22 protein-coding genes are annotated in these 24,002 nt (G+C 73.8%); 8 read left to right on the top strand and 14 right to left on the bottom strand.

Annotation, left to right across the window (positions count from 1 at the left end):
* Positions 1-46 precede the first annotated feature (46 nt).
* Positions 47-538 (top strand): anthrone oxygenase family protein, encoded by a 492-nt coding sequence (locus BXY45_RS23190; protein ID WP_170131408.1) that lies wholly within the window; start codon positions 47-49, stop codon positions 536-538.
* Between the two features lie 116 nt (positions 539-654).
* A complete protein-coding gene (locus BXY45_RS23800) occupies positions 655-2,487 on the top strand; it encodes a type III PLP-dependent enzyme (RefSeq protein WP_211319394.1) in 1,833 nt (610 codons plus the stop codon).
* Here the strand turns inward: BXY45_RS23800 and BXY45_RS09235 are convergent.
* Both BXY45_RS09235 and BXY45_RS09230 read right to left on the bottom strand, forming a co-directional pair.
* Entirely contained in the window at positions 2,418-3,242 is an 825-nt protein-coding gene (locus tag BXY45_RS09235) for an alpha/beta fold hydrolase (RefSeq protein ID WP_109774030.1), read from the bottom strand. The genes BXY45_RS23800 and BXY45_RS09235 overlap by 70 nt on opposite strands.
* 66 nt (positions 3,243-3,308) lie before the next feature.
* The gene (locus BXY45_RS09230) at positions 3,309-4,721 is read right to left on the bottom strand and encodes an XRE family transcriptional regulator (RefSeq protein ID WP_245961715.1); all 1,413 of its coding nucleotides are present in this window, start codon (positions 4,719-4,721) and stop codon (positions 3,309-3,311) included.
* A gap of 205 nt (positions 4,722-4,926) precedes the next feature.
* On the opposite strand from BXY45_RS09230, the gene BXY45_RS09225 reads away from it, so the two are divergent.
* Positions 4,927-6,759, top strand: a complete 1,833-nt coding sequence (locus BXY45_RS09225) for a phosphoenolpyruvate carboxykinase (GTP) (RefSeq protein WP_109774028.1) — start codon at positions 4,927-4,929, stop codon at positions 6,757-6,759.
* A gap of 77 nt (positions 6,760-6,836) precedes the next feature.
* Here BXY45_RS09225 and BXY45_RS09220 read toward each other — a convergent pair whose 3' ends face one another.
* Both BXY45_RS09220 and recO read right to left on the bottom strand, forming a co-directional pair.
* A complete protein-coding gene (locus tag BXY45_RS09220; RefSeq protein ID WP_109774027.1) occupies positions 6,837-7,733 on the bottom strand; it encodes an isoprenyl transferase in 897 nt (298 codons plus the stop codon).
* 72 nt (positions 7,734-7,805) lie between these two features.
* Positions 7,806-8,549: a DNA repair protein RecO gene (gene recO / locus BXY45_RS09215; protein ID WP_109774026.1), complete on the bottom strand. Its 744-nt coding sequence runs from the start codon at positions 8,547-8,549 to the stop codon at positions 7,806-7,808.
* 45 nt (positions 8,550-8,594) lie between these two features.
* Here recO and BXY45_RS09210 point away from each other — a divergent pair, with 45 nt between their 5' ends.
* Positions 8,595-9,467: a tryptophan-rich sensory protein gene (locus BXY45_RS09210; protein ID WP_211319393.1), complete on the top strand. Its 873-nt coding sequence runs from the start codon at positions 8,595-8,597 to the stop codon at positions 9,465-9,467.
* 268 nt (positions 9,468-9,735) lie between these two features.
* On the opposite strand, the gene leuA is transcribed toward BXY45_RS09210, so the two are convergent.
* The 6 genes from leuA to BXY45_RS09180 all read right to left on the bottom strand — a co-directional run bounded on the left by leuA (position 9,736) and on the right by BXY45_RS09180 (position 16,254).
* Complete coding sequence (gene leuA, locus BXY45_RS09205; protein WP_109774025.1) at positions 9,736-11,499, bottom strand: 2-isopropylmalate synthase; 1,764 nt, start codon at positions 11,497-11,499, stop codon at positions 9,736-9,738.
* Positions 11,500-11,750: 251 nt separating this feature from the next.
* A complete protein-coding gene (era, locus tag BXY45_RS09200; RefSeq protein WP_170131395.1) occupies positions 11,751-12,710 on the bottom strand; it encodes a GTPase Era in 960 nt (319 codons plus the stop codon).
* Positions 12,700-14,187: a hemolysin family protein gene (locus tag BXY45_RS09195; protein WP_109774023.1), complete on the bottom strand. Its 1,488-nt coding sequence runs from the start codon at positions 14,185-14,187 to the stop codon at positions 12,700-12,702. The genes era and BXY45_RS09195 overlap by 11 nt, the downstream gene beginning before the upstream one ends.
* A 7-nt stretch (positions 14,188-14,194) precedes the next feature.
* Entirely contained in the window at positions 14,195-14,686 is a 492-nt protein-coding gene (gene ybeY, locus BXY45_RS09190) for an rRNA maturation RNase YbeY (protein WP_109774022.1), read from the bottom strand.
* Positions 14,687-14,693: 7 nt separating this feature from the next.
* The gene (locus BXY45_RS09185) at positions 14,694-15,776 is read right to left on the bottom strand and encodes a PhoH family protein (protein WP_109774021.1); all 1,083 of its coding nucleotides are present in this window, start codon (positions 15,774-15,776) and stop codon (positions 14,694-14,696) included.
* 130 nt (positions 15,777-15,906) lie between these two features.
* Positions 15,907-16,254 carry a histidine triad nucleotide-binding protein gene (locus BXY45_RS09180; RefSeq protein WP_245961714.1) on the bottom strand — a complete coding sequence of 116 codons (348 nt, stop codon included), beginning with the start codon at positions 16,252-16,254 and terminating at the stop codon, positions 15,907-15,909.
* A 91-nt stretch (positions 16,255-16,345) separates the two neighbouring features.
* On the opposite strand from BXY45_RS09180, the gene BXY45_RS09175 reads away from it, so the two are divergent.
* Positions 16,346-16,900, top strand: a complete 555-nt coding sequence (locus BXY45_RS09175) for a Gmad2 immunoglobulin-like domain-containing protein (protein WP_109774019.1) — start codon at positions 16,346-16,348, stop codon at positions 16,898-16,900.
* 35 nt (positions 16,901-16,935) lie between these two features.
* Here the strand turns inward: BXY45_RS09175 and dnaJ are convergent, their stop codons facing one another.
* Both dnaJ and hrcA read right to left on the bottom strand, forming a co-directional pair.
* Positions 16,936-18,066 carry a molecular chaperone DnaJ gene (dnaJ, locus tag BXY45_RS09170; protein WP_109774018.1) on the bottom strand — a complete coding sequence of 377 codons (1,131 nt, stop codon included), beginning with the start codon at positions 18,064-18,066 and terminating at the stop codon, positions 16,936-16,938.
* 89 nt (positions 18,067-18,155) lie between these two features.
* Positions 18,156-19,202 carry a heat-inducible transcriptional repressor HrcA gene (gene hrcA / locus BXY45_RS09165; RefSeq protein ID WP_109774017.1) on the bottom strand — a complete coding sequence of 349 codons (1,047 nt, stop codon included), beginning with the start codon at positions 19,200-19,202 and terminating at the stop codon, positions 18,156-18,158.
* A gap of 162 nt (positions 19,203-19,364) precedes the next feature.
* Between hrcA and BXY45_RS09160 the strand changes: the two genes are divergently transcribed.
* Together BXY45_RS09160 and BXY45_RS09155 are read left to right on the top strand one after the other, a co-directional pair.
* Positions 19,365-20,336 carry a DUF3097 family protein gene (locus tag BXY45_RS09160; RefSeq protein WP_245961713.1) on the top strand — a complete coding sequence of 324 codons (972 nt, stop codon included), beginning with the start codon at positions 19,365-19,367 and terminating at the stop codon, positions 20,334-20,336.
* Between the two features lie 121 nt (positions 20,337-20,457).
* Positions 20,458-21,207: a DUF4870 domain-containing protein gene (locus tag BXY45_RS09155; protein ID WP_109774015.1), complete on the top strand. Its 750-nt coding sequence runs from the start codon at positions 20,458-20,460 to the stop codon at positions 21,205-21,207.
* On the opposite strand, the gene hemW is transcribed toward BXY45_RS09155, so the two are convergent.
* Positions 21,185-22,507 carry a radical SAM family heme chaperone HemW gene (hemW, locus tag BXY45_RS09150; protein ID WP_109774014.1) on the bottom strand — a complete coding sequence of 441 codons (1,323 nt, stop codon included), beginning with the start codon at positions 22,505-22,507 and terminating at the stop codon, positions 21,185-21,187. The two genes, BXY45_RS09155 and hemW, sit on opposite strands and share 23 nt — an antisense overlap.
* 178 nt (positions 22,508-22,685) lie before the next feature.
* On the opposite strand from hemW, the gene BXY45_RS09145 reads away from it, so the two are divergent.
* Positions 22,686-23,243 (top strand): GNAT family N-acetyltransferase, encoded by a 558-nt coding sequence (locus BXY45_RS09145; protein WP_146211143.1) that lies wholly within the window; start codon positions 22,686-22,688, stop codon positions 23,241-23,243.
* 53 nt (positions 23,244-23,296) lie between these two features.
* On the opposite strand, the gene BXY45_RS09140 is transcribed toward BXY45_RS09145, so the two are convergent.
* Positions 23,297-23,944 (bottom strand): MOSC domain-containing protein, encoded by a 648-nt coding sequence (locus tag BXY45_RS09140; protein WP_109774012.1) that lies wholly within the window; start codon positions 23,942-23,944, stop codon positions 23,297-23,299.
* Positions 23,945-24,002: the final 58 nt, after the last annotated feature.

Below are 24,002 nucleotides of genomic sequence, written 5' to 3'. Positions count from 1 at the left end.
GAAGACACCACCGAACGTGGCTCAAGGCGGCCCACCGGCTTCCTCGGTGCGCACCCGGGCGGGCGTGCTGGCGGCCGGCCTCGCCGTCGTCGGGACCGCCGGAACGGGTCTGGTAGCTGGCGTCCACGTCAGCGGCGGACCGCTCGTCCGGGCCCTGCGACAGCTCGACCCCAGCACCTTCGTGCTCACCAAGCACGCCCTGGACGAGGCCTACCCGCTCCTCATGAAGCCGCTGCTGCTGGCCACGCTGATCGTGATGGCCCTCACGACCGCGGCAGCTGCGGTCTCCGGGCGGCGCAGGACCGCCCTGCTGGCCGGAACGGCCGTGGCCGCGCTCGTCGTCGTCCTGATGGCGATCCTGCGGGGCGACCTCCCGCTGAACCAGCAGATGGCGACCTGGGACCCGTCCGCGCCGCCCGCGGACTGGCGCGAGGTCCGCACGGAGTGGGAGCAGTGGTTCGCCGTCCGCGCGGTCGCCGCCTGCGCCGCGTTCGCGGCGTCCGTGGCCGTCGTCGTCTCGGCCGTGCGCCACCGCTGACACTGCGCCACCGCTGGATACCCGGCCACCCGGCCAGGTAGGTGCTGGCCCCGATGCGCCGGGGACGCTCCGCCCACCACAGTGACCGCGCCCTTCCCCCGGCGCCAGGAGCTCACATGCACCAGCAGGTATCCGCGACACCGCCGTCCACCGGGATCCGGCTGCTCCGGCACCTGCGCCCCGTCGCGTTCTGGGTGCGCCGGTACCTGCCGAGCGAGGTGGCGGGCACCACGCTCCTGCTGCTCGCCGGCACCGCGGTGCTCGGAGCCACCGGCTCGCCGCTGCGCGCGGCGCTGGCGGCCTCCGTGGCCGAGAACCTCGGCTTCTACAGCGTGGCCGTGGGGCAGGTCGTGCTGGAGCAGCGCCGCGCAGGCGCCCGCGGTCGCGCGCTGGTGCTGCGGTCCCTGCGCCTCGCGGCCGCCGAGTACGGCCCGGCCGAGGCCCTGGACGCCCTGGCGCGACCGACGCTGATCTGGCTGGCGACGCTGCTCGTTCCGCAGGCCGTCTTCGCGCTGCTGGTGGGCAAGGTGATCGCGGACGCCGCGTTCTACAGCTGCGCCGCGCTGGCGCACCGGGCCACGGTGGTGCTGGGCTGGCGCCAGCGCGTGGCCGGGCCTGTCCAGGCGGAGCGGTCCGTACCCCTGGCGTCCCTGGCGCCCCCAGCACCGCTGGAGGCCGAGGAAGACCTCGACGACGACGGCGGCGGCGGGATGCGTGCCCGGCGGCGCCGCGAGCTCGCCGACCGCTGGGGAGCGCACGGGCTGCAGGCTCTGGTGGCGCGCCACGGCAGCCCGCTGCTGGTGCTGGACCCCGCCGTCGCCGTCGCCAGCTACCGAGAACTGGGCGCGCAGCTGCCCGGGGTGCAGCTGCACTACGCCGTCAAGGCGCTGGACCATCCGGACGTTCTGGCGGCGCTCGCCGACGCGGGAGCGCGCTTCGACGTCGCGAGCACCGCCGAGGCGGAGCTCCTCGCGACGCTGGGCGTCACGGGAGACCGGATGCTGTGGACCAACCCGGTCGCCACGCCCGCGGAGCGCGCTGCCGCTGCCGCGCAGGGGGTACGGCTGTTCGTCGTCGACAACGCCACCGAGCTGCTGAAGCTCCGAGCGCTGCCCGCGGGCTGCCGGGCCCTGGTCCGTCTGGCGCACAGCGACGCGCGGGCGGCCGTCGACCTGTCCGGCAAGTTCGGGGCCGACCCGGCCACCGCGCGGCGCCTGGTCGCGATGGCCATCGATCACGGCGTGCCGGTGGCGGGCTTCAGCTACCACGTGGGCAGCCAGATGAACGCCGTCGAGCCGTTCCTGGGGGCCCTCACCACGACGCTGGCGCTGGTCGACGAGGTCGAGTCACGCCACGGGATCCACCTGGACGTCCTCGACATCGGCGGCGGGTTCCCCGCGTCCTACGACTCCCCCGCCACCCCGCTCGCGCACATCACGAGGGCGCTGCGGCCGGTGCTCGCCGCGCTCGACGGTCGGATGACGGTGATCGCCGAGCCGGGCCGCGCCGTCGTGGCCGAGGCGGGGCTGGCGGTCACCCGGGTGGTGAGCGTGGCCGAGCGCCCGGACGGTGCGTGGGCCTACCTCGACGACGGCCTCTACGGCAGCTGGTCCAACGTGCTCACGGAGCACGTGAGACCCCTGCTCCTGGCTGCGCCGGAGCTCGGCGGCGCCCCGCTGGTCGACAGCGTGACGGTCGCCGGCCCGACCTGCTGCGGCCTGGACGTCATCGCCCGCGCGTGGCCGATGCCCCGCCTGGCGGTGGGCGACGTCGTCGTGAGCCCCACCATGGGCGCGTACACGTCGGTGACGGCGAGCAGCTTCAACGGCCGCCCGCCCGCCGCCGTCGTGATCGTGGACAGCGGCCGCTCAGCGGCCGCTCAGCGGCCGAGCACGAAGTCGATCGCCGTCTCCCGGAACTGCCGGGACACCGGGGCGTTGAAGTGGTGACGGCCGGGGATCTCGTAGAAGCGGCCACCGGGGGTGGCCTCGGCGAGACGCCGTGAGCCGCCGATGATGCCGTCCTCGCTGCCGGTGCAGAACAGCACGGGCATCTGCGGCGGGTCGTGCGGGTCGGGGTCGTCGTCGGGGCCGCCGCGGCGCAGGCCTTCGACGAGCGCGACCAGGGCATTGATGTCGTTGCCGGGCACGGCGCTGGCCATGGTCAGGTAGCCGGCGGTGACGCGGTCGGACGGCGTCTCGCCGGTGGCCAGCGCGTGGCGGGCCTCGTCGGTGCGGAACCGGGTCAGCGGGGCGCCGTCGGGGATGCCCCCGAGGACGGCGCGGTGGATGCGGTCGGGCATGTCGAGGGCTGCGCGCCATCCGACCCGCGCCCCGAGAGAGTAGCCGACGTAGAAGACCTGGTGAACCCCGTAGGTGTCGAGCACCACGCGCAGGTCTTCGACGAGGTGCTCCAGGGAGTACGCGTCGCGGGTGTGCGGCTTCTCCGAGGCGCCGTGGCCGCGCTGGTCGACGCCGATCACGCGGACCCCGGCGCGCTGCAGGTCCCGTGTCCACCCGGTGCGCACGAAGTTGGCCTCGAAGCTGGAGGCGAACCCGTGGACGGCGAGGACGACGGGCGCGTCGGCCGGGGCGTCGGAGGCGCCCAGGTCGTACGTGGCGATCCGGCGGCGGTCTTCGGTGATGACGACGCGCGGCGTCAGCTGCGCTGCGTCACGGGCGGCGTCACGGACGGTGTCGGGCATCGGAGGATCTTCCCAGGTCTCTCGCGGGGGTGGTGGACGATCGGGGCAGCGAGTATCGGTGCCGCGTCAGTGCGCGTGGCGCTCCAGGAAGGCGTAGACCTCGGCGTCGTCGACGCCGGGGAAGGAGCCGGTGGGCAGCGGCGCCAGCACGTGGGCGTGCATGGTGGCCGACGGCCAGCTGCGCCCCGCCCAGCGGTCGGCGAGGTCGACCGGAGGACGGCGGCAGCAGCTCTCCTCGGGGCAGGTGGAGCGGGCCCGCACCGGGGTGTCGCGGCCGCGGAACCACTTGGCGTGCACGTAGGGAACGCCCACGGTGATAGAGAACCGCCTGCCGGACGCGTCGCGGCCGGTCTGGGCGCTGCACCAGAAGGTGCCGGCGGGGGTGTCGGTGTACTGGTGGAACTCGGTGGTGCGGTCGCGCTGGGAGAACACGGCGCGCGAGGCCCACCGTCGGCACACGTACTGGCCCTCGATGGCGCCGCCCGCGTCGGCGGGGAAGCCGACGCCGTCGTCCTCGTAGCCCTTGGTGAGGGAGCCGTCCTCGGTGACGCGCAGGAAGTGCACCGGGATGCCGAGGTCGTGCATGGCGAGGTTGGTGAGGCGCCAGGCAGCGGTCTCGTGGGTGATGCCGAAGGCGTCGCGCAGGTCTTCCACCGCGAGGTCCTTGGCGGCCTTGGCGGCGGAGAGCAGCTCCAGCGCCGGCGTGCGGGGCACCAGGCACGCGGAGGCGTAGTAGTTGATCTGCATGCGCTGACGGAGGAAGTCGGCGTAGTCGACCGGGGCCGAGTGCTTGAGCAGCTGGTGGGCCATGGCCTGCAGCGCCAGCGAGCGCAGGCCGTGGCCGCCGGGGATGGAGACCGGCGGCAGGTAGATGCGGCCGTTCTCGAGGTCGGTGACGGTGCGCGTGGAGTGGGGCAGGTCGTCGACGTGGATGATCGTGAGCCCGAGGTCGGCGGCCATGCGGGCCACCGTGCGGTGGGTGAGCGGGCCGGTGCTGTGCTTGGCGGCCCGCAGCTGCCGCTCGGCGAGCTCCTCGAGCTCCGGGAGGTGGTTGTGGACGGCGCGCATGGTCTGGCGCAGCTCGGTGTTGGCACGCCGCGCCTCTTCCGGCGTGGCACTGGCGGCCTCGTCGCGGCGCCGCAGCTCGCTGTGGAGCCCGACCAGCGCCTCGAGCGCCTCGGTGGGCAGCGTGCGCGACGGGCGCACCGAGGGCAGCCCGAGTCGGGCGTAGGCGCTGCTCGCCTGCGCGCGCTCCAGGGCGATCTCGAGCGCCGCGCGGCGCGTGGGGGGCTCCGGGTCGAGCAGGGAGCCGGCGGGCACGCCGAGCGCCGCGGCGAGGGCTGACAGCAGGCCGAGCTTGGGCTCGCGGTGCCCGTTCTCCACCAGGGAGAGCTGGCTGGCCGAGACGCCGGTGTCAGCGGCGAGCTGCTCGAGGGTGAGTCCGCGCTGGGTGCGCAGGTGCCGCACGCGGCGCCCCACGGTCAGAGGGTCAGCACCTCGATCGGCACCTCGATCAGCGCTGCGGTCGATCGTGTGATCGGCGTCACGGCCCCCAGCGGTCACGCTGTTGACGGTACCGCAAGAATCGCGATTCTTTACAGACTCCGACCCTTCAAGGTGGGTTGCGAACGGGGAACAGTAGAGGTCAGAAGCACGGAGCCCGCCCCAATGGAGGAGAGCAGCTATGACGCTCATCGACGACATCCCCACCACGACCGGCTCCCGCGTGCCTGACGTCCACGCGTGGGTTGCCCGTATCGCCGAGCTCACCCAGCCGGCCCGCGTGGTGTGGTGCGACGGCTCGGGAGCCGAGCGCCACCGTCTCATCGCGATGGGCGTCCGCAAGGGGACCCTCGAGCCGCTCCCCGAGCCCCACTACGGCAGCTACCTCGTGCGTTCCGCCCCGGACGACGTCGCCCGTGTCGAGGACCGCACCGTCATCGCCACCACGGACCCCGAGGACGCCGGCCCCACCAACAACTGGCGTGACCCGGTGGACCTCGAGGCCGAGCTCATCGAGCTCTTCGAGGGCAGCATGCGCGGTCGCACGATGTGGGTGGTCCCCTTCTCCATGGGCCCCGTCGGCGGCCCCATCTCCCAGCTGGGCGTCCAGGTCACCGACTCCCTCTACGCCGTGCTGTCCATGGGCACGATGACCCGCGTCGGCACCGCCGCCCGCGAGCTCATCGAGGCCGGTGCGCCGTGGGTGCCCGCCGTGCACTCGGTCGGCTACCCGCTGGAGAACGAGTTCGGCCAGCAGGTCCGTGAGGACGTGGCGTGGCCCTCCAACGAGACCAAGCTCATCGCCCACTTCCCCGAGACCCGCGAAATCTGGAGCTACGGCTCCGGCTACGGCGGCAACGCCCTGCTGGGCAAGAAGTGCTTCGCGCTGCGCATCGCCTCGGCGATGGGCCGGCAGGAAGGCTGGCTCGCCGAGCACATGCTGCTCGTACGGGTGACCTCCCCCGAGGGCAAGCAGTACCACGTTGCCGGCGCGTTCCCCTCCGCGTGCGGCAAGACCAACTTCGCGATGATGACGCCGACCCTGCCCGGCTGGAAGGTCGAGACCCTCGGCGACGACATCGTCTGGATGCGCCGTGACGCCGAGGGCCGACTGCGCGCCATCAACCCCGAGGCAGGCTTCTTCGGTGTCGCACCGGGCACCTCGGAGGCGACCAACCCGGCGGCCCACCACATGCTGTGGGGCAACACGATCTTCACGAACTGCGCCCAGACCGCCGAGGGCGACGTGTGGTGGGAGGGCCTGACCGCCACCCCGCCGCCGGGCCTCATCGACTGGCGCGGCGAGCCGTGGTCGCCGGAGTCCGGCAAGCCCGCCGCGCACCCGAACGCCCGCTTCACCGTGGCCGCCGAGCAGTGCCCGACGCTCGCCGACTCCTGGGACGACCCCGAGGGCGTCGTCCTCGACGCGATCCTCTTCGGGGGTCGCCGCGCCACCACCGTGCCGCTCGTGGCGCAGGCCCGTGACTGGGCCCACGGCGTCTTCCTCGGGGCCACCATGGCCTCGGAGAAGACCGCCGCGGCCGAGGGCGTGGTCGGCGAGGTCCGCCGTGACCCGTTCGCCATGCTGCCCTTCACCGGCTACAACGCCGCCGACCACTGGAACCACTGGCTCGAGCAGGGCGAGCTGCTGGGTGACAACGCGCCGGCGCTGTTCTCCGTGAACTGGTTCCGCAAGGGCGCCGACGGCAGCTTCCTGTGGCCGGGCTTCGGCGACAACAGCCGCGTGCTCGAGTGGGTGGTGGCTCGCCTGGAGGGCCGTGTCGACGCCGTCGACACGCCCGCCGGCCTGGTCCCGAACCCCGCGGACCTCGACACCGACGGGCTCGACCTTCCCGCCGACGTCGTCACCGAGCTGCTCACGGCCGACCCGGCCGACTACGCCCGCGAGGCGGACGGCGTCGAGGAGCTCTTCGCGAAGTTCGGCGCCCGCCTGCCGCAGGCGATGGTCGAGCAGCTCGCCGAGCTGCGGGCTCGCACGCAGGGCGGCGTGTGAACCGCTGGTCGCTGAGCGGCAGCCGGCGGCCCGGGACCTCCCGGGCCGCCGGCTCCGGCGTTCGTGCCGAAGCACGCTCAGCCGGGCTGACCGCCAGCCGCACGCGCACCCGCGGCATCGGCGTGCGTCGCTCCGTCGAGCAGCGTGGAGTCGAGCTGCGTGGGCTTGTCGAGGGCGCCGCCGTAGCGCCGGTCGCGGCGGGCGTAGTCCTCGACGGCGCGCCACAGGACGCGGCGGTCGACGTCGGGCCACGGCGTGTCGACGAACATCAGCTCGGCGTACGCCGACTGCCAGAGCATGAAGTTGGACGTCCGCTGCTCACCGCTGGTGCGCAGGAAGAGGTCGACGTCAGGTAGGTCGGGCTCGTCGAGGTGGCGGGCCAGGGCGCGCTCGTCGATCTTCTCCGGATCGAGCCGCCCGGCCGCCACCTCGCGCGCCAGCGCCTTCGCGGCGTCGGCGATCTCCGCCCGGCCGCCGTAGTTGACGCACATCGTCAGGGTGCAGGTGGAGTTGCCGGCGGTGAGCTGCTCGGCCTCCTCCAGCTCCTTGACCACGGAGCGCCACAGCCGGGGACGACGGCCCGCCCACCGCACGCGGACCCCCCACTCGTGCATGGTGTCGCGGCGGCGGCGGATGACGTCGCGGTTGAACCCCATGAGGAAGCGCACCTCTTCCGGTGACCGCTTCCAGTTCTCGGTGGAGAAGGCGTACGCCGAGATGTGCTGGACACCGATCTCGATGGCCCCGGCGACGACGTCGAGCAGCGCCCCCTCCCCCATCTTGTGCCCCTCGACGCGCGGCAGCCCGCGGGCGTTGGCCCACCGGCCGTTGCCGTCCATGACGATGGCCACGTGCTTCGGCACGAGGTCGGCGGGCACCGCGGGCGGACGCGCTCCGGAGGGGTGCGGCGGCGGGGGGACGACGGGCGCCGTCCTCCGGGCGGGTGCTCCCGCAGCGGGCCGGCGGCCCCTCATCGGACGGGCCCCTCGCCGCTGCTCACGGTCACTCGGTCGACCACTCCGCCTGCCGTGACCAGCCTCACGCGCTCACGCCCTCTCGACCAGGGGCAGCGACCTCACCGCCCGCTCCAGGTGCCACTGCAGGTAGGCAGCCACCAGCCCGCTGCCTTCCCGGCGCTGGCGCACCTCGGAAGCATCGGCACGATCCCAGTCTCCCGAGAGCAGCTGCTGCAGCAGCGCCAGGGTGCGCACGTCCGGAGCAGCGGCCCCCGGCGGCCGGCACTCGCGGCACACCACCCCGCCGGACGCGACGGAAAAGGCCGGGTGGTCGACTGCTGCGGCGCTCGGGTCACCGCAGACGGCGCATGCCGCCAGGCTCGCGCCCCATCCCGCCACCGCCATCGCCCGGAGCAGGTAGGCGTCGAGCACGAGCGAGGCGTCGTGCTGGCCACCGGCCAGCGTCCGCAGTGCCCCCACCACCAGCAGGAACTGCTGGGTGGCCGGCTCGCGCTCCTCACTCGTCATCCGCTCGGCGGTCTCTGCGATGGCGGCGGCGGCCGTCCAGCGGCCGTAGTCCTCCGCGAGGAACCTCCCGTAGGGGGCCAGGGTCTCGACCTGCTGGACGACGTCGAGGGAGCGGCCCACGTGCAGCTGCACGTCGAGCAACATGTACGGCTCCAGTCGGGCACCGAACCGGCTGGAGGTGCGTCGCACTCCCTTGCCGACGGCGCGGACCCTGCCGTGGTGGCGTGTGAGGAGGGTGACGATCCGGTCGGCCTCGCCCAGCTTGTGGGTGCGCAGGACGACGGCCTCGTCCCGGTAGGTGCGCACGGCGTCATCGTGCCGCACGGCTCTGACAGACCTACCGTGACTCGCATGACCGGCATGTCCAGCGTCTCGCCCGCCGCGGGCCACATGTCCAGGGGCCGCTCGTCCAGCAGCTCCTCGGACACCACGCGCGCCGTCGCCGTCGTCCTGGCCGCCGTCGTCGCCGTCATCGGTGGCTTCCTCGGGTCGGGGGCCGTCGTCGGCACGCCGATCGACCAGGCCGCCGGTGGAGCGCTCTCTGCCAGCGCCACCCTCGTGGCGCCCGCCGGCCCGGCATTCAGCATCTGGTCGGTCATCTACGCCGGGCTGCTCGCGCTCGCCGTCTACCAGCTCCTGCCCGCCCAGCGCCACGACGCCCGCCAGCGCGCCACCGGCTGGTGGGTGGTGGCCTCGCTGCTGCTCAACGCCGCGTGGATCCTCATCGCGCAGGCCGGGTCGGTGACCGGGGCGCTGGTGGTGATCGTGGCGCTGCTGGCGGTGCTCGTCGTCGCGTTCGTTCGGCTCACGAGGACAGGGCCGGTCACAGGAACCGCGACGACGGCAAGCCGCCCGCCCGTGCAGCGGGTGCTGCTCGACGGCGTGATCGGGCTCTACCTGGGGTGGGTGAGCATCGCGACGGTGGCCAACGCGGCCGCCGTGCTGGTCGCGGTCGGCGGTCTGCCGGTCACCGATCCGCTGGCGACCACGCTCGCCGTCGTCGTCCTGATCGTGGCGGCGGGGATCGGGTGGCTGCTCGCCGTGGGCGGCCGGGGCCGGGTGGCGCCCGCGCTGTCGCTGGCGTGGGGGTTGGTGTGGATCGCCGTCGGCCGCTGGTCCGGTCAGCCGGAAGCGCCGGTGGTCTCCGTGGTGGCCGTGGTCGCGGCCCTGGCCGTCATGGCCGCCACCCTGGTCGTGAGGGTCCGCCACCCCACTAACGATTAAGAACGCTGTGCACGCCGTCCCCGCGGTGGATGGACCGCCCCGCCCGACCGGTCCCTGACCAGCGACGATCAAGCGCGTCCGCGCCAGGTCCCGGTCGGGCACCCTCCGCGCATGGCCCCTTCGATGCGCAGATGGCCCCATCGACTTCAGCGATGGGGCCATCTGCGCACTCTCACGGCTCGCACGGCTCCGATGTGGCGCGGACACGCTTGATCGTCACCGAGTGGAGCGGTGCAGGGCTTCCTTGATCGTCGAGGGAAGGGCGGGGTCAGCCGCGGGCGGCGCGGTTCACCGCGGAGACGATCGCCTTCAGCGACGCGACCGTGGTGTTGGGGTCGATGCCGACACCCCACAGCACCCGCCCGCCGACCTCGCACTCCACGTACGCGGCCGCGGTGGCGTCACCGCCCGCACCGAGGGCGTGCTCGGAGTAGTCGCGCACCGCGACGGCCGTGCCCTGGGACGCCAGCGCCGCGACGAACGCGCTGATCGGGCCGTTACCGGCGCCGGTGGCCGTGACCTCGGTGCCGTTGACGAGGAGGTCGACCTCGATGCTGTCGACGCCTCCGGTGCCGCCCTCGCGGGTGGTGGAGGAGTCGGTGCGCAGGCCGCGCAGCGCGAACTTGCCCCACGCCGTCGCCGTTGAACCGGCGGGGGCGTGGTCGGCGGCAGGCAGGTACTCGTCGGTGAAGATCTCCCACAGCTGCGCGGCGGTCACCTCACCGCCCTGCGCGTCGGTGCGGGCCTGCACCACCTGCGAGAACTCCACCTGCAGGCGGCGCGGCAGGTCCAGGGAGTGCTCGGTGCGCATGAGGTAGGCCACGCCGCCCTTGCCGGACTGGCTGTTGACGCGGATGACGGCCTCGTAGGAGCGGCCCACGTCGCGCGGGTCGATCGGCAGGTACGGGACGGCCCACTCGGCGTCGTCGACGGAGATCCCCGCGGCCGCTGCGCGCTGGGCCATCTTGTCGAAGCCCTTCTTGATGGCGTCCTGGTGGGAGCCGGAGAAGGCGGTGTAGACGAGGTCGCCCGCGTAGGGGTGCCGCTCGTGGACGCCGATCTGGTTGCAGTGCTCCGCGGTGCGGCGGACGGCGTCGATGTCGCGCAGGTCGACCTGGGGATCGACGCCCTGCACCACGAGGTTCAGTGCCAGCGTGACCAGGTCGACGTTGCCGGTGCGCTCACCGTTGCCGAACAGGCAGCCCTCGACGCGGTCGCCACCGGCCTTGAGGCCCAGCTCGGCGGCGGCCACCGCGGTGCCGCGGTCGTTGTGGGGGTGCAGCGAGATGAGCACCTCGTCGCGGCGGTGGATGTTGCGGATCATCCACTCGATGGAGTCGGCGTACAGGTCCGGCGTGCTCATCTCCACCGTGGACGGCAGATTGATGATCATCTTGCGCTCGGGGGTCGGGTCGAAGACGTCGATGACCTCGTTGCAGATCCGCGCCGCGAAGTCGAGCTCGGTGCCGGTGTAGCTCTCCGGGGAGTACTCGTAGAAGACCTCGGTCTGCCCCGCCAGACCCTCCTCGAACTTCTTGCACAGCCGCGCGCCCTGCAGGGCCAGGTCGACGATGCCGTCGCGGTCCATGCCGAAGACGACGTCGCGCTGCAGCGCCGACGTGGAGTTGTACAGGTGCACGATGGCGGTCTTCGCGCCGCGGATCGCCTCGTAGGTGCGCTCGATGAGGTGCTCGCGCGCCTGGGTCAGCACCTGGATGGTGACGTCGTCCGGGATGCGGCCGGTCTCGATGAGGAACCGGACGAAGTCGAAGTCGGTCTGGGAGGCCGAGGGGAACCCGACCTCGATCTCCTTGTAGCCGATGGAGACCAGCAGGTCCCACATCCGCAGCTTGCGGTCGTGGCCCATCGGGTCGATGAGGGCCTGGTTGCCGTCGCGCAGGTCGACGGCGCACCAGCGCGGCGCGGTCTCGATGCGGCGGCCCGGCCACGTGCGGTCGGGCAGGTCGACGCCGAAGGCGAAGGGGGGGTAGCGGTGCGCGGCCATCGGGGACGGCTGCTGGGTGCTGCGCATGACGTAGTTCTCCTGGGGTCCGGGCTGCGACGAGCAGCCCCGTGGGGGGGCGGCCGGCAGGACGGGACTCCGCGACGAGGGAGCCGACCTAGGGCTGCGAGACCTCGTCGCGGCAGCCGAGGAGGAGGCTCACCGCGAACATCCCGGCCAACCTACCCCTCGGCCGCCCCGAAAGGCCACCCGCCCTGCCGCGCGCCGTCCAGGCGCGCCGCAGCCCGCCAACCGAGCTGCCGGCCGAGGGGTCCAGCCGGTCAGAAGCCCAGCCGCGCCAGCTGCCGGGGGTCGCGCTGCCAGTCCTTGGCCACCTTGACGCGGAGGTCGAGGTGCACCCGGGTGCCCAGCAGTGCCTCGATGCCCTGGCGGGCGGTGGTGCCGACCTCCTTGAGGCGGGCCCCGCCGCGGCCGATGACGATGCCCTTCTGGCTGTCACGCTCGACGTACAGCAGCACGTGCACCTCGAGGAGGCCGGTCGGCTCGCCGTCCTCCCCCAGCCGCGGGGTCATCTCGTCGACGACGACGGCCAGGCTGTGCGGCAGCTCGTCACGCACGCCCTCCAGCGCCGCCTCACGCACGAGCTCGGCGACCATGACGGCCTCCGGCTCGTCGGTGAGCTCGCCTTCGGGGTACAGCGGCGGCCCGGGCGGGAGGTGGGAGCAGAGCACGTCGGCGACGGCACCCACCTGGAAGTCTCCCGTGGCCGACACCGGCACGACGTCGGCGAACGGCCGATGACCGTCCTCCTCCCCCATCGCCGTGACCTCCAGCAGCCGCTCCGCCAGGCGGCCCCGGTCGACCTTGTCGGTCTTGGTGACGACGGCGACGACGGGCGTGCGGCGCACCTCCGCCAGCTGCGCCGCGATCCACCGGTCACCGGGGCCGGCGCGCTCGTCGGCCGGGAGGCAGAAGGCGATGACGTCGACCTCGGACAGCGTCGCGAGCACGAGGTCGTTGAGGCGCTGCCCCAGCAGCGTCCGCGGGCGGTGCAGCCCGGGGGTGTCGACAAGCACCAGCTGCGCGTCGGGCCGGTGGACCACCCCCCGCACCGTGTGCCGCGTGGTCTGCGGACGGGAGGAGGTGATGGCCACCTTCTCGCCCACCAGCGCGTTGGTCAGGGTCGACTTGCCGGCGTTGGGCCGGCCCACCAGGCACGCGAAGCCCGAGCGGTGCTCGTCCGGCCCCCGCTCGGTGGGGCTGCTGTTGTCAGTGATCACCGTGGACGAGCTCCTGCTCTTGCTGCTGCTCCGTAGCGCGGATGCGCTCCTCAGGGAGCGTCTGGTCATGGAGCGTCTGGCGTTCGCGCTCCTCTTCCTGCTGCTTGCGCTCGCGCTCCTTGCGCTCCCGCTTCTCCCGCTTGCGCTCGGCCTTCTCACGCTCGGCGCGCTCGCGGTCGTCGTCGTCCTCGTCGGGCTCCGGCTCGGGCGCGCGGTGCACCACCACCGTGACGATGCGGTGCCCGTCCACCTCGTCGGCGAGCAGGTGCAGCCCGGCGACCTCGGCCTCGTCGCCCACCGCCGGCACCGTGCCGAGGGCCTTGGCAAGCAGGCCACCGGTGGAGTCGACCTCGTCCTCCTCGACCTCCAGGCCGAACAGGTCGCCGAGGTCCTCCACGTGCAGGCGGGCGCTGACACGGAAGCCGCCGTCCTCCAAGGGCACGACATCGGGCTCCTCGGTGTCGGTCTCGTCGGTGATCTCGCCGACGATCTCCTCCAGGAGGTCCTCCAGGGTCACCAACCCGGCGACCCCGCCGTACTCGTCGATGACGAGCGCCAGGTGCAGCGAGGCGCTCTGCATCTCCCGGAGCAGCGCATCGACCTGCTTGGTCTCGGGCACGAAGACGGGACGGCGGGCGAGGTCTCGGGCGCGGTCGGTGGCGCCGCGGCGCCGGACCGGCCTGTCGTGGAGCACCCTCACGACGTCCTTGAGGTGCAGCACGCCGAGGACGTCGTCGACGGTGGACCCGATGACGGGCAGCCGGGAGTGGCCGGAGGCCAGGAACAGGTCAAGCGCCTCGCGGGGGCCGGCGTCCTCGGCGATGGTGACCATGTCGGTGCGGGGGCTCATGACCTCGCGAACGATGGTGTCACCGAGCTCGAAGACGGAGTGGATCATCTCGCGCTCGCCGGCCTCGATGATCGCGGACTCGCTCGCCCTGTCGACCAGCTCGCGCAGCTCACCCTCGGTGGAGAACGGGCCGTCGCGGTAGCCGCGGCCGGGCGTGACGGCGTTGGCCACCGCTACCAGTCCACGCGCCACCGGACCCAACGCCGTGGTGAGGGCGCGCAGCTGACCGGCAGAGCGCAGGGCCATGCCTTCCGGGTCCTGACGGCCGACGGTGCGGGGGCTGACGCCGAGCAGGGTGAACACCACCCCGCCCATGACGACGCCGGTCACCAGGCCCGCCCACCACTGCGAGAACAGCGCGGCAGAGGCCAGGGCAGCACAGACGGTGGCCAGCGCCTCGAACGTGACACGCACGAGGGTGGCCACGGACAGGGCGGGCACCGGGTCGGCCACGAGGGCCAGCACCGCTGGTGCCCCGCGACGTCCGTCGGCGGCGAGGCGCTGGGCCTCCGCGCGGGTCAGGCGGGACAGCGCCGCCTCCGCGGCGGCGAGGTAGCCCGCCACCACGAGGCCCAGCACCGCGGCGACGGCCAGCCACGGCAGGGAGGCGTCGGGAACGGGGGTCACAGCGGGATCACGACGGCTGGCGCCGACGCGCCAGGAACGTCAACAGCAGCCGGCGCTGCAGCGCGAACATCTCGCGCTCTTCGTCGGGCTCGGCGTGGTCGAAGCCGAGCAGATGGAGGATGCCGTGCGTCACGAGCAGCAGCACCTCCTCCGCGGTGGAGTGCCCGGACTCGCGCGCCTGCTGCGCGGCGACCTCCGGGCACACGACCACGTCGCCGAGGAGCCCGGCGGGCGTGGGGTCGTCTTCGCTGCCGGGGCGCAGCTCGTCCATGGGGAAGCTCAGGACGTCGGTGGGCCCGGGCTCGTCCATCCACTGCACGTGCAGCGCGGTCATGGCCGTCGTGTCGACGAGGATCACCGACAGGTCGGCGCCGGGGTGCACGTGCATCTCACCCAGCACGAAGCGCGCGAGCTCGGAGATCTCGTCGACCGAGACACCCGGGCCGCCGGTGCCGGCGGGGTCGGTGAAGCCCGACTCGTCGACCACCTCGACGCTCACTGCGCGGTCACCTGGGGCCTCCGCTGCGGCGGCCCTGCGGCGCGCGCGGTGCCGCCGCGGGCTGCTGGTGCGCCTCGTCCCAGCGGCCGTAGGCGTCGACGATCTCGCCCACCAGCCGGTGGCGGACCACGTCGAGGCTGGTCAAGCGGGAGAAGTGGATGTCCTCGATGCCTCCGAGGATCGACTCGATGACGCGCAGACCCGACTGGGTGCCCGTGGGGAGGTCGACCTGGGTGGAGTCACCCGTGATGACCATCTTCGAGTCGAACCCGAGGCGGGTGAGGAACATCTTCATCTGCTCGGCCGAGGTGTTCTGCGCCTCGTCGAGCACGACGAAGGAGTCGTTGAGCGACCGGCCACGCATATAGGCCAGCGGCGCGACCTCGATCGTCCCGGCAGCCATGAGCCGCGGGATCGAGTCCGGGTCGAGCATGTCGTGCAGGGCGTCGTACAGCGGCCGCAGGTACGGGTCGATCTTGTCCGTCAGCGACCCCGGCAGGAAGCCGAGCCGCTCCCCCGCCTCGACGGCGGGGCGGGTCAGGATGATCCGGTTGACCTGCTTGGCCTGCAGCGCCTGCACGGCCTTAGCCATGGCCAGGTACGTCTTGCCGGTGCCTGCGGGGCCGATACCGAAGACGATGGTGTGGCTGTCGATCGCGTCGACGTAGCGCTTCTGGCCGAGCGTCTTCGGGCGGATGGAGCGACCGCGCCCGGACAGGATGTTCATGGTCAGCACGTCGGCCGGGCGCTCGGCGGTCTGCGCGCGGAGCATGCCGAGGGAGCGCTCGACGGCGTCGACCGTGAGCAGCTGCCCCGCACGCACGACAGTGGTCATCTCGTCGAGCAGGCGCTCGACCAGGGCGACGTCGGCGGGGGCGCCGGTCACGGTGACCTCGTTGCCGCGGACGTGGACATCGGCCCGGGGGAAGGCCTTCTCGACGGCGCGGATCAGCTCGTCACGGGTGCCGAGCAGGGCCACCATGGGCACCTCGGGCGGCACGACGATGGTGTGGACGACGGCGGGCGGGGCGCCCGCGGGGCGCGCGCCCGAAGCGGACGCGGGGCCGGCGGGCGGGATGGAGTCGGGCATGGGAGGGGCTGGACGCCCCAGGCTCCTACGGGCCGGGCCCCTGACCGGGGCCGATCGAGGTCAAGGGTAGCCCGCAGGACCGACAACGCGCCGACAACGATCCGCTGATGAACTCCGGACGGCCCGCTGCTCAGCCGGGCGGCCACCCCATCGGACGCCCGCCGAGCACGTGGCCGTGCACGTGGAAGACGCTCTGTCCCACCCCGGCGCCGGTGTTGAAGACGAAGCGGAACTGCCCGTCGCCGAGCTCCTGCGCCACCTGCTGCGCGGTGCGCGTCACCTCGGCGAGCAGCTCCGGGTCCGCTGCGGCCAGGGCGGGTACGTCGCGGTGGTGGTCGACCGGGACCACGAGTACGTGCAGCGGCGCCTGCGGAGCCACGTCGCGGAAGGCGACCACGCGCTCGGTGCGCGCCACGACGGTGGCCGGGATGTCGCCGGCGGCGATCCGGCAGAAGAGGCAGTCGGGATCCTGGGACACGCCCCGACGGTACCCACGCCCGTGACGCCGGGTCGCGACGCATGGTCGCGTTCGTCCCCCCACCGGGTGCCCGGAAGGGTAGGAACGAGACATGCACGCCCACCTCCGGACCCTGCGCGCGCGGCGCGCAGCCACCGTCGCCGCCGGGTCCGCCGCCGCCCTGGCCCTGCTGCTGACCGCCTGCGGCCAGCAGTCACCGCAGACCGAGCCCGTGGGCGGCAGCGCCAGCAGCACGGACGGCGCGAGTTCGTCGTCGTCGCCCTCCACCACGAGCACCGCGACGGCCAGCGGCACCGCCGCCACGGCACCCGGCCCCGCGGCCACCGGCACCGGGCTCTCGAAGTCCGTGGTGATCACCGCACCCGTCGAGGGACAGCGCCTGCCCGCCGGCCCGATGGGCATCGTCGGGCAGGGCACGGCCTTCGAGGGCACGTTGCTCTGGAAGATCACCCAGGCCGACGGGACGGTGCTGTCCGACGGGAACACGATGGCCGGCGCCAACGGCGACATCGGCGAGTTCTCGATCTCGCAGACCGTGCAGAAGGGCACCTGCACGCCGTGCACCGCCGAGGTGTGGGCGCCCGACGAGTCCGGCGGCGAGGGCCTGCCCGAGGGGCCGGCCAAGGTCACCTTCTACGTCGACTGACCCCTCGAGCGAAACGTCGGCTGCGTCGTCGCCTTTCAGCGACCGCCGGCGAAGCCCCGCTTGAGGCGGGAGAACACCCCGCCGGAGGCCGGGGAGAAGCGGCCCTCGGGGCGTTCCTCCCCGCGCAGCCGGGCGAGCTGGCGCAGCAGCTCGGCCTGCTCGTCGTCGAGGGCCTTGGGCACCTGGACGTCGATGTGGACGTGCAGGTCGCCCCGGCCGCCCGAGCGCAGACGGGAGGCGCCGAGCCCGCGCAGGGTCACGACCTCGGCGGGCTGGGTGCCGGGACGCACCTCGACCTCGCGCGGCCCGTCGAGGGTCTCCATCTCCACGACGGTGCCGAGCGCGGCGGCGGTCATGGGCACGGCCAGCGTGGCGTGGAGGTCCTCGCCGCGGCGAGTGAACAGGTCGTGCTGGCGCTGGACGACCTCGACGTAGAGGTCACCCGCGGGCCCGCCGCCGGGGCCGACCTCGCCCTGGCCGGAGAGCTGGATCCGGGTGCCGGTGTCGACACCGGCGGGCACGCGGATGGTCAGCGTGCGGCGGCGCCGGACGCGGCCGTCTCCGGCGCACTCGTTGCACGGGTCGGGGATGGTGGTGCCGTAGCCGCCGCAGGCGGGGCACGGAGACGTGGTGAGCACCTGCCCGAGCAGCGAGCGCGCGGCGCGCTGCACCTGCCCCTGGCCGTGGCAGACGTCGCAGGTGCGGACCTGCGTGCCCGGCTGCGCGCAGTTGCCGTTGCAGGTGGGGCAGACGACGGCGGTGTCCACCGTGATCTCGCGCTCCGCGCCGAAGACCGCCTCCGCGAGGTCGACCTCGAGCCGGAGGAGCGCGTCCTGGCCCGGCTGTGCCCGCGGCACGGGGCCGCGGGCGGCACCGCCGCCGAAGAACGAGCCGAAGAGGTCGCCGAGGTCGAAGGCCTGACCACCGGCGCCGAACCCGCCGCCGAAACCGCCCGGCCCCCCGGAGCTGCCGGTGGCGTCGTACATGCGGCGCTTGTCGGGGTTGCTCAGCACCTCGTAGGCGGCCGAGACCTCCTTGAAACGCTCACCCGCGTCGGGGTTGACGTCGGGGTGCAGCTGGCGGGCCAGCTTGCGGTAGGCCTTCTTGACGTCCTCGGTGCTCGCGTCGCGCGGCACCCCGAGGGCGGCGTAGTGGTCGGTGGGCACGGGTCAGCTGCTCCTGAACGGTCGGGAGAGGAGTCGAGGGGTCCGACGGGGCGGGCGAGGCGAGGGTGCAGCCGCGGCATGGGGGCCGGTCACGGCGCGAGGACCTTGCTGAGGTAGCGGGCGACGGCGCGGACCGCCGCGATAGAGGTGGGGTAGTCCATGCGCGTCGGCCCCAGGATGCCCAGCCGCGCCACGACCTCGCCCCCCGAGCCGTACCCGGACGCCACGACCGCGGCGTCGGACAGGCCGCTGTGCACGATCTCGCGGCCGATGCGCACCGAGACGCCGCTAGCCGGGTCGTCAGCCATCTCCGCGAGCAGGCGCAGCACCACCACCTGCTCCTCGATGGCCTCCAGCACCGGCGCGACGGAGGCGGAGAAGCCCCCGGCGCCGCGCACGAGGTTGGCGGTGCCGGCCAGCACCATCCGCTCCTCACGGGTGGCGTCCAGAGCCGAGCGCAGCGCGGCCGCCACCACGGACGCAGCGGCGGAGTCTTCCGGGCGGGCCGCCGACCAGGTGGCCACCACGCCGTCCAGCGCGGCGACCGCCTCGTCCGAGCGGCGGCTGGCCGTGGCCGCGTTCAGCCGCCCGCGCAGCTCGGTGACCAGGTCGGCCACGACCTCGGGAGCGTCCGGGGGTATCTCCACCGACCGCTGCTCGACGCGACCGCTGTCGGTGATGAGCACGAGCACCAGGCGCCGTGGGGCCAGCTGCACCAGCTCGACGTGCCGCACCCGGGCACGCGCCAGGGACGGGTACTGGATGACGGCTACCTGGTGGGTCAGCTGCGCCAGCGCCCGCACGGTGCGCTCGAGCACCTCGTCGAGGTCGACCGGCTCGCCGTTGCCCAGAAGCCTGTCGATGGCACGCCGCTCCGCCGGCGACAGCGGCCGCACCGCGGGCAACCCGTCGACGAAGGCGCGATAGCCCTTGTCGGTGGGGATCCGGCCGGCGCTCGTGTGGGGCTGGGCGATGAGCCCCTCCTCCTCGAGCGCAGCCATGTCGTTGCGGATCGTGGCCGGCGAGACCCCGAGCGCGTGGCGCTCTACCAGGGCCTTGGAGCCGACGGGCTCCTGCGTGGCGACGTAGTCCTCGACGATGGCCCGCAGGACGGCGAGACGCCGGGGCTCGGTCACGTGCGTCCTCCCTGCTCGTCGGGTGCAGCACTTGCTCGTGGAACTGCTCGAGACTCTGCGCGAGCGCCGACCGGCGGCTGGCACTCGACGGCGCCTGGCACTCAAGAGTCTGGAGTGCCAATGCTACGCCGTCGGCGTGCCACCGCAGGTAGCGTCGAACGGGTGCCGACTCCCCCGACACCCCCGAGGCAGCCGAGCAGCTCCGCAGACCGCTACGGCGGGTGGGGAGCCCGTGGCCCGCTGCGCCGCGGTGACACCGTCACCGATCCCACCACCGGCCGCCGTCGCGCCCGTGCCGCCAGCCGCGAGGTGCCTGCCACCCCCGGCCTCGTGGTCGAGGACGTCGAGACCGGGTGGAGCGGCGCGGTCGTCCGGGTGGAGAAGGCCGGGGGCGTGCACGTCGTCGTCCTGGAGGACTGGAAGGGCCGCACCCGATCCTTCCCGCTCGGCGCCGGGTTCCTCGAGGAGGGCCAGCCGGTGAAGCTCGTGCCACCGGTGGGCCCACCCCCGACGGCCCGCACGGCCTCGGGGGCGGCGCCGCTGCGGCCGGGCCGCACCGCCAGTGGGTCGTTCTCCGTCGAGGGTGCCCGCGCCCGCGTGGCCCGCGGCTCGCGGATCTGGGTGGAGGGCAAGCACGACGCCGAGCTCGTCGAGAAGGTCTGGGGCGACGACCTGCGCGTCGAGGGGGTCGTCGTCGAGGGGCTGCAGGGCGTCGACCACCTGGCCGCCGCCGTCGCCGAGTTCCGCCCCGGGCCGGGGCGACGCGTCGGCGTGCTGGTCGACCACCTCGTCACCGGTTCCAAGGAGACGCGCCTGGTGGCCGACGCGCTGCGCGGGGTTCCGGGCGCCGCCGACCACGTGCTCGTCGTCGGGCACCCCTACGTCGACGTGTGGCAGGCGGTGCGCCCGGCGCGTCTCGGCCTGGACGCCTGGCCGGTGGTGCCCCGCGGACGCCCGTGGAAGGAGGGCGTGCTGGAAGCTCTCGGCTGGCCACGCGAGACCCCCGCCGACCTCGCCCGCGGTTGGCAACGGGTGCTGGCGAGCGTGCGGACCATCGGTGACCTCGAGCCCACCCTGTCGGGACGGGTGGAGGAACTCATCGACTTCGTCACCGGAGACCAGCTCGACCGCTGAGCCGCTCCCTCAGGACGACGACGACGCCGCCGTCCGGGCGTGGGGCGCTGGTGCCGCGCGCGGGTTTCCGCGACGCTGGGGGGCGGGTCCGCGGTCCCACCACGGGCCCCGAGGAGGAGAAGTGTCCGAGCAGCCCGGCCGACCGGCCGACCAGCCCGACGCGCAGCCCGGGGAGATGCCGCCGCCCGCCTACGGCCAGTACGGCCCCGGCTACGGCGAGCAGCCGACCGAGCCGAGCGCCTCGTCGACGCCACCGACGTCCCCGCCCTCCAGTGCGTCAGCCCCCTCCTACGGCCAGCAGGCCCCGTCGTACGGCCAGCAGCAAGGGCAGTACGCCCAGCAGCCACCGCCCGGTTACGGCCAGCAGCCGCCGCCCCAGCAGCAGTACGCCCACCCCGGCCAGCAGGGGTACTCGGCCCCCGGCCCACAGCAGGGCTACCCGCAGCCCGGGTACCAGCAGGGATACGGGCAGGGGTACGGGCAACCGGGGTACCAGCAGCCGTATCAGCAGGGTCACGCCGTCGAGATGAGCCCACAGGACCAGCGCCTGTGGGCCTGCCTGGCGCACGTCTCGTCGATCGTCAGCTCCCTCATCGGGCTGACGTTCGTGGGGCCGCTGGTCATCTACCTGGTGCTGCGCGACCGCGGCCAGTTCATCCGCAGCCAGTCGGCCGAGGCGCTGAACTTCCAGATCCTCGTGAACATCGTCGCGCTGGCGCTCGGCGTCGTCACCATCATCACGTTCGGCATCGGCGGGCTGCTGTACCTGCCCTTCGTGATCGTGGCCCTGGTCTTCGTGATCATCGCGGCGGTGAAGGCCAACCAGGGCATCGACTACCGGTACCCGGTCAACTGGCGGCTCGTGAAGTGACGCCGGTGACGTCGTCGTCCTGACCCTCCCAGCCAAGGAGGGCCCGGACGACGGCGTCGGCCAGCAGGCGCCCCCGCAGCGTCAGCCGCAGTCGCGGCTGGTCGCCGTCGGGGGCGTCGCTGCGTCCGGGCACCCCTGCGGCGGGGGGCTCGAGCAGGCCGTCGGCGACCAGGCGGGGCACCTGCGCCAGGCCGGCCGCCGGGACCAGCGAGGCCGGCAGTCCCTCGGCCAGGCGGACGCCGAGCAGCACGGCCTCGACCGCGCGCGCGTCGTCGTCGAGAACCTCCCGACCCACCGCCGGGCTGGTACCGGCGGCCAGGCGGCGGGCCCACGCGGCGGGATGCTTGGCATTCCACCAGCGAACGCCGCCGACGTGGCTGTGCGCGCCGGGGCCGGCGCCCCACCAGTCGTGGCCGCGCCAGTAGGCGACGTTGTGGCGGCAGGCGTCGGCGGGTGTGCGCGCCCAGTTGCTCACCTCGTACCAGCTGTAGCCGGCGTCACGCAGGACGGCGTCGGCGAGCTCGTACTGGGCGGCCTCGTCGTCGGGGTCGGGCGCTGGCAGCTCGCCGCGACGCACGCGCGCGGCCATCGCCGTCCCCTCCTCCACCACGAGGGCGTAGGCGGAGAGGTGGTCGGGCTCGCAGGCGAGCGCGGCGTCGAGGCTGGTGCGCCAGTCCGCGAGGGACTCCCCCGGCGCGCCGTAGATGAGGTCGAGGCTGACGGCCAAGCCCGCCTCGCGCGCCCAGCGGACGGCCTGCGGCACGCGGGCCGGGTCATGGGTGCGCTCGAGGACGGCGAGCACGTGGGGCACCGCCGACTGCATGCCGAAGCTGACGCGCGTGTAGCCGGCCTCCGCGAGCTGCGCGAGGGAAGCGGGGGTCACCGAGTCGGGGTTGGCCTCGGTGGTGACCTCGGCACCGGCGGCCAGGCCGAGGTGCTCGCGCACGGCATCGAGGGCGCGGGCGAGGTCGGCGGCGGGCAGCAGCGTCGGGGTGCCTCCGCCGACGAAGACGGTGGAGACCTCGCGGTCGGGCAGCCCCGAGGCGCGCAGCACGCGGGCCGCGAGCGCGACCTCCTCGACGAGCGCTCCGGCGTACCCGGCCTGGGAGGCGCCGGGCAGCTCGGGCGGGCCGAGCTCGGCGGCGGTGTAGGTGTTGAAGTCGCAGTAGCCGCAGCGGACCCGGCAGAACGGGACGTGCAGGTAGACGCCGAGGTCACGGGCGCCGGCGCCGGTCGCCGCTGTCGGCGGGAGGAGCCCGTCGGCGGGGGCGGGATCGCCGTCGGGCAGGGCGGGGCTCATCGCCGTCCATCGTCGCACCCGCGCCGCCCCGCCCCTTCCGCTCGCTTCCCCTCCTTCCCGCACTTTCCGCGGCAAGTGCGGAATCGAGGGGGTCGGTGGCGCACTTTCCGCGGCAAGTGCGGGAAGGGTGGGGCGGGTGGTGCGCGGGCTGCTGCAGCGCTGGTGCTGGGATGGGGGCGTGGGAGGAGGAGCTGCCAAGGCACCCCGGCCGCTGCCGGCGGTCCGGCTGGAGCCGCTGTCCGAGGCCAGCGACCCGCGCCTGCTCGCCTCCGTGCTGGCGCTCAAGCCCGGCCCAGGGCAGGACAGGTACTGCCTGCCCGCGTCGATGACGTACCCGCCCGCGAGCGCCGATGCGCTGCGCGTGCCGTTCGCGGTGATGGCACAGCTGCCCGGTCCCGGTAGCGGTGAGCGCGTGGTCGGCTTCGGCACGCTCGACCGGCGCGGGCACCTCGAGCACCTCCTCGACGACCCGGCGCGCGGACTGCTGCTGCGCGCCTTCTACATCGGCCGCCCCCACCAGGGCCGCGGCTACGGGACGGCGGCCGCGCGGCAGGCCCGGGCGCTGGCGCACGCGCTGGAGCCGGAGGCGGATCTGCTCGTGCTGTGCGTGCACGAGTCGAACGCCGCAGCGCGCACCGCCTACGCCCGAGCGGGATTCGCCGACAGCGGGGCGCGGTGGATGGCGCAGGCCGCCGACCCGCAGGTGGTCATGGTGGCGGCGCTACAACCCCGCTGACCCTGACCCTGCTGGCTTGCGCGCCAGGCGGGCCCCACCCGGCGGGTGGTCTCTCATCGGCGCGAGGCTGGGAGCAGCGCCTCGCGCAGGTCGGGCGCGAGGTCGAGCCCGCCATCCGCCGCGCACGCCAGCAGCGTCCGCGCGTCGGCGGGGTCAGCGTCGGCCAGCCAACGACCCACCCCCACGCCGTGCCCCGGACGGAGGAGCACCTCCACCGCATCACCGGCGCTGATCGTCCCCGGTCGCACCACCCGCAGGTAGGCGCCCGGGACGCCGGAGCGCGTGAACCGCTTCACCCACCGCTCCTCCCCCAGCCGCCGCGCGAACGTCGCGCACGGCGTCCGGGGCATCGTCACCTCGACCTCAAGGGCGTCCTCGCCGGTGCCGATGCGCCACCGCTCGCCGATCTCCGCGCCGTCGACGTCGACCCCTGACGTGCGCAGGTTCTCGCCGAACAGCCCCGGCGGCACCTCGCGCGCCAGCTCGGCGGCCCAGCGGTCGGCGGCCTCCTGCGCGTAGGCGTACAGCGCCTTGTCGCGTCCGCCGTGGTGCTCGCGGTCGGTCTGGACGTCGCCGTAGGCCCCGAGCGCCTTCACCCGCACCGGCCCGACGACGGGGCGCTTGTCGATGGCGGTGACGCCCACCGATCCCTCGTCGGGCAGCAGCTGGTGGACTCGGCAAACGGCGGTCAGGGTTCCCACGGCGCCCGATCATGCCGGGGATGTGGCGCGCAGGTGCATGATCGTGCGGGAGAGGGGC

It is taken from the genome of Quadrisphaera granulorum (assembly GCF_003149145.1).
Lineage (GTDB): Bacteria > Actinomycetota > Actinomycetes > Actinomycetales > Quadrisphaeraceae > Quadrisphaera > Quadrisphaera granulorum.
Note: the sequence above shows the minus strand (reverse complement) of the source record. Positions and strands in the feature narration are given on the sequence as shown.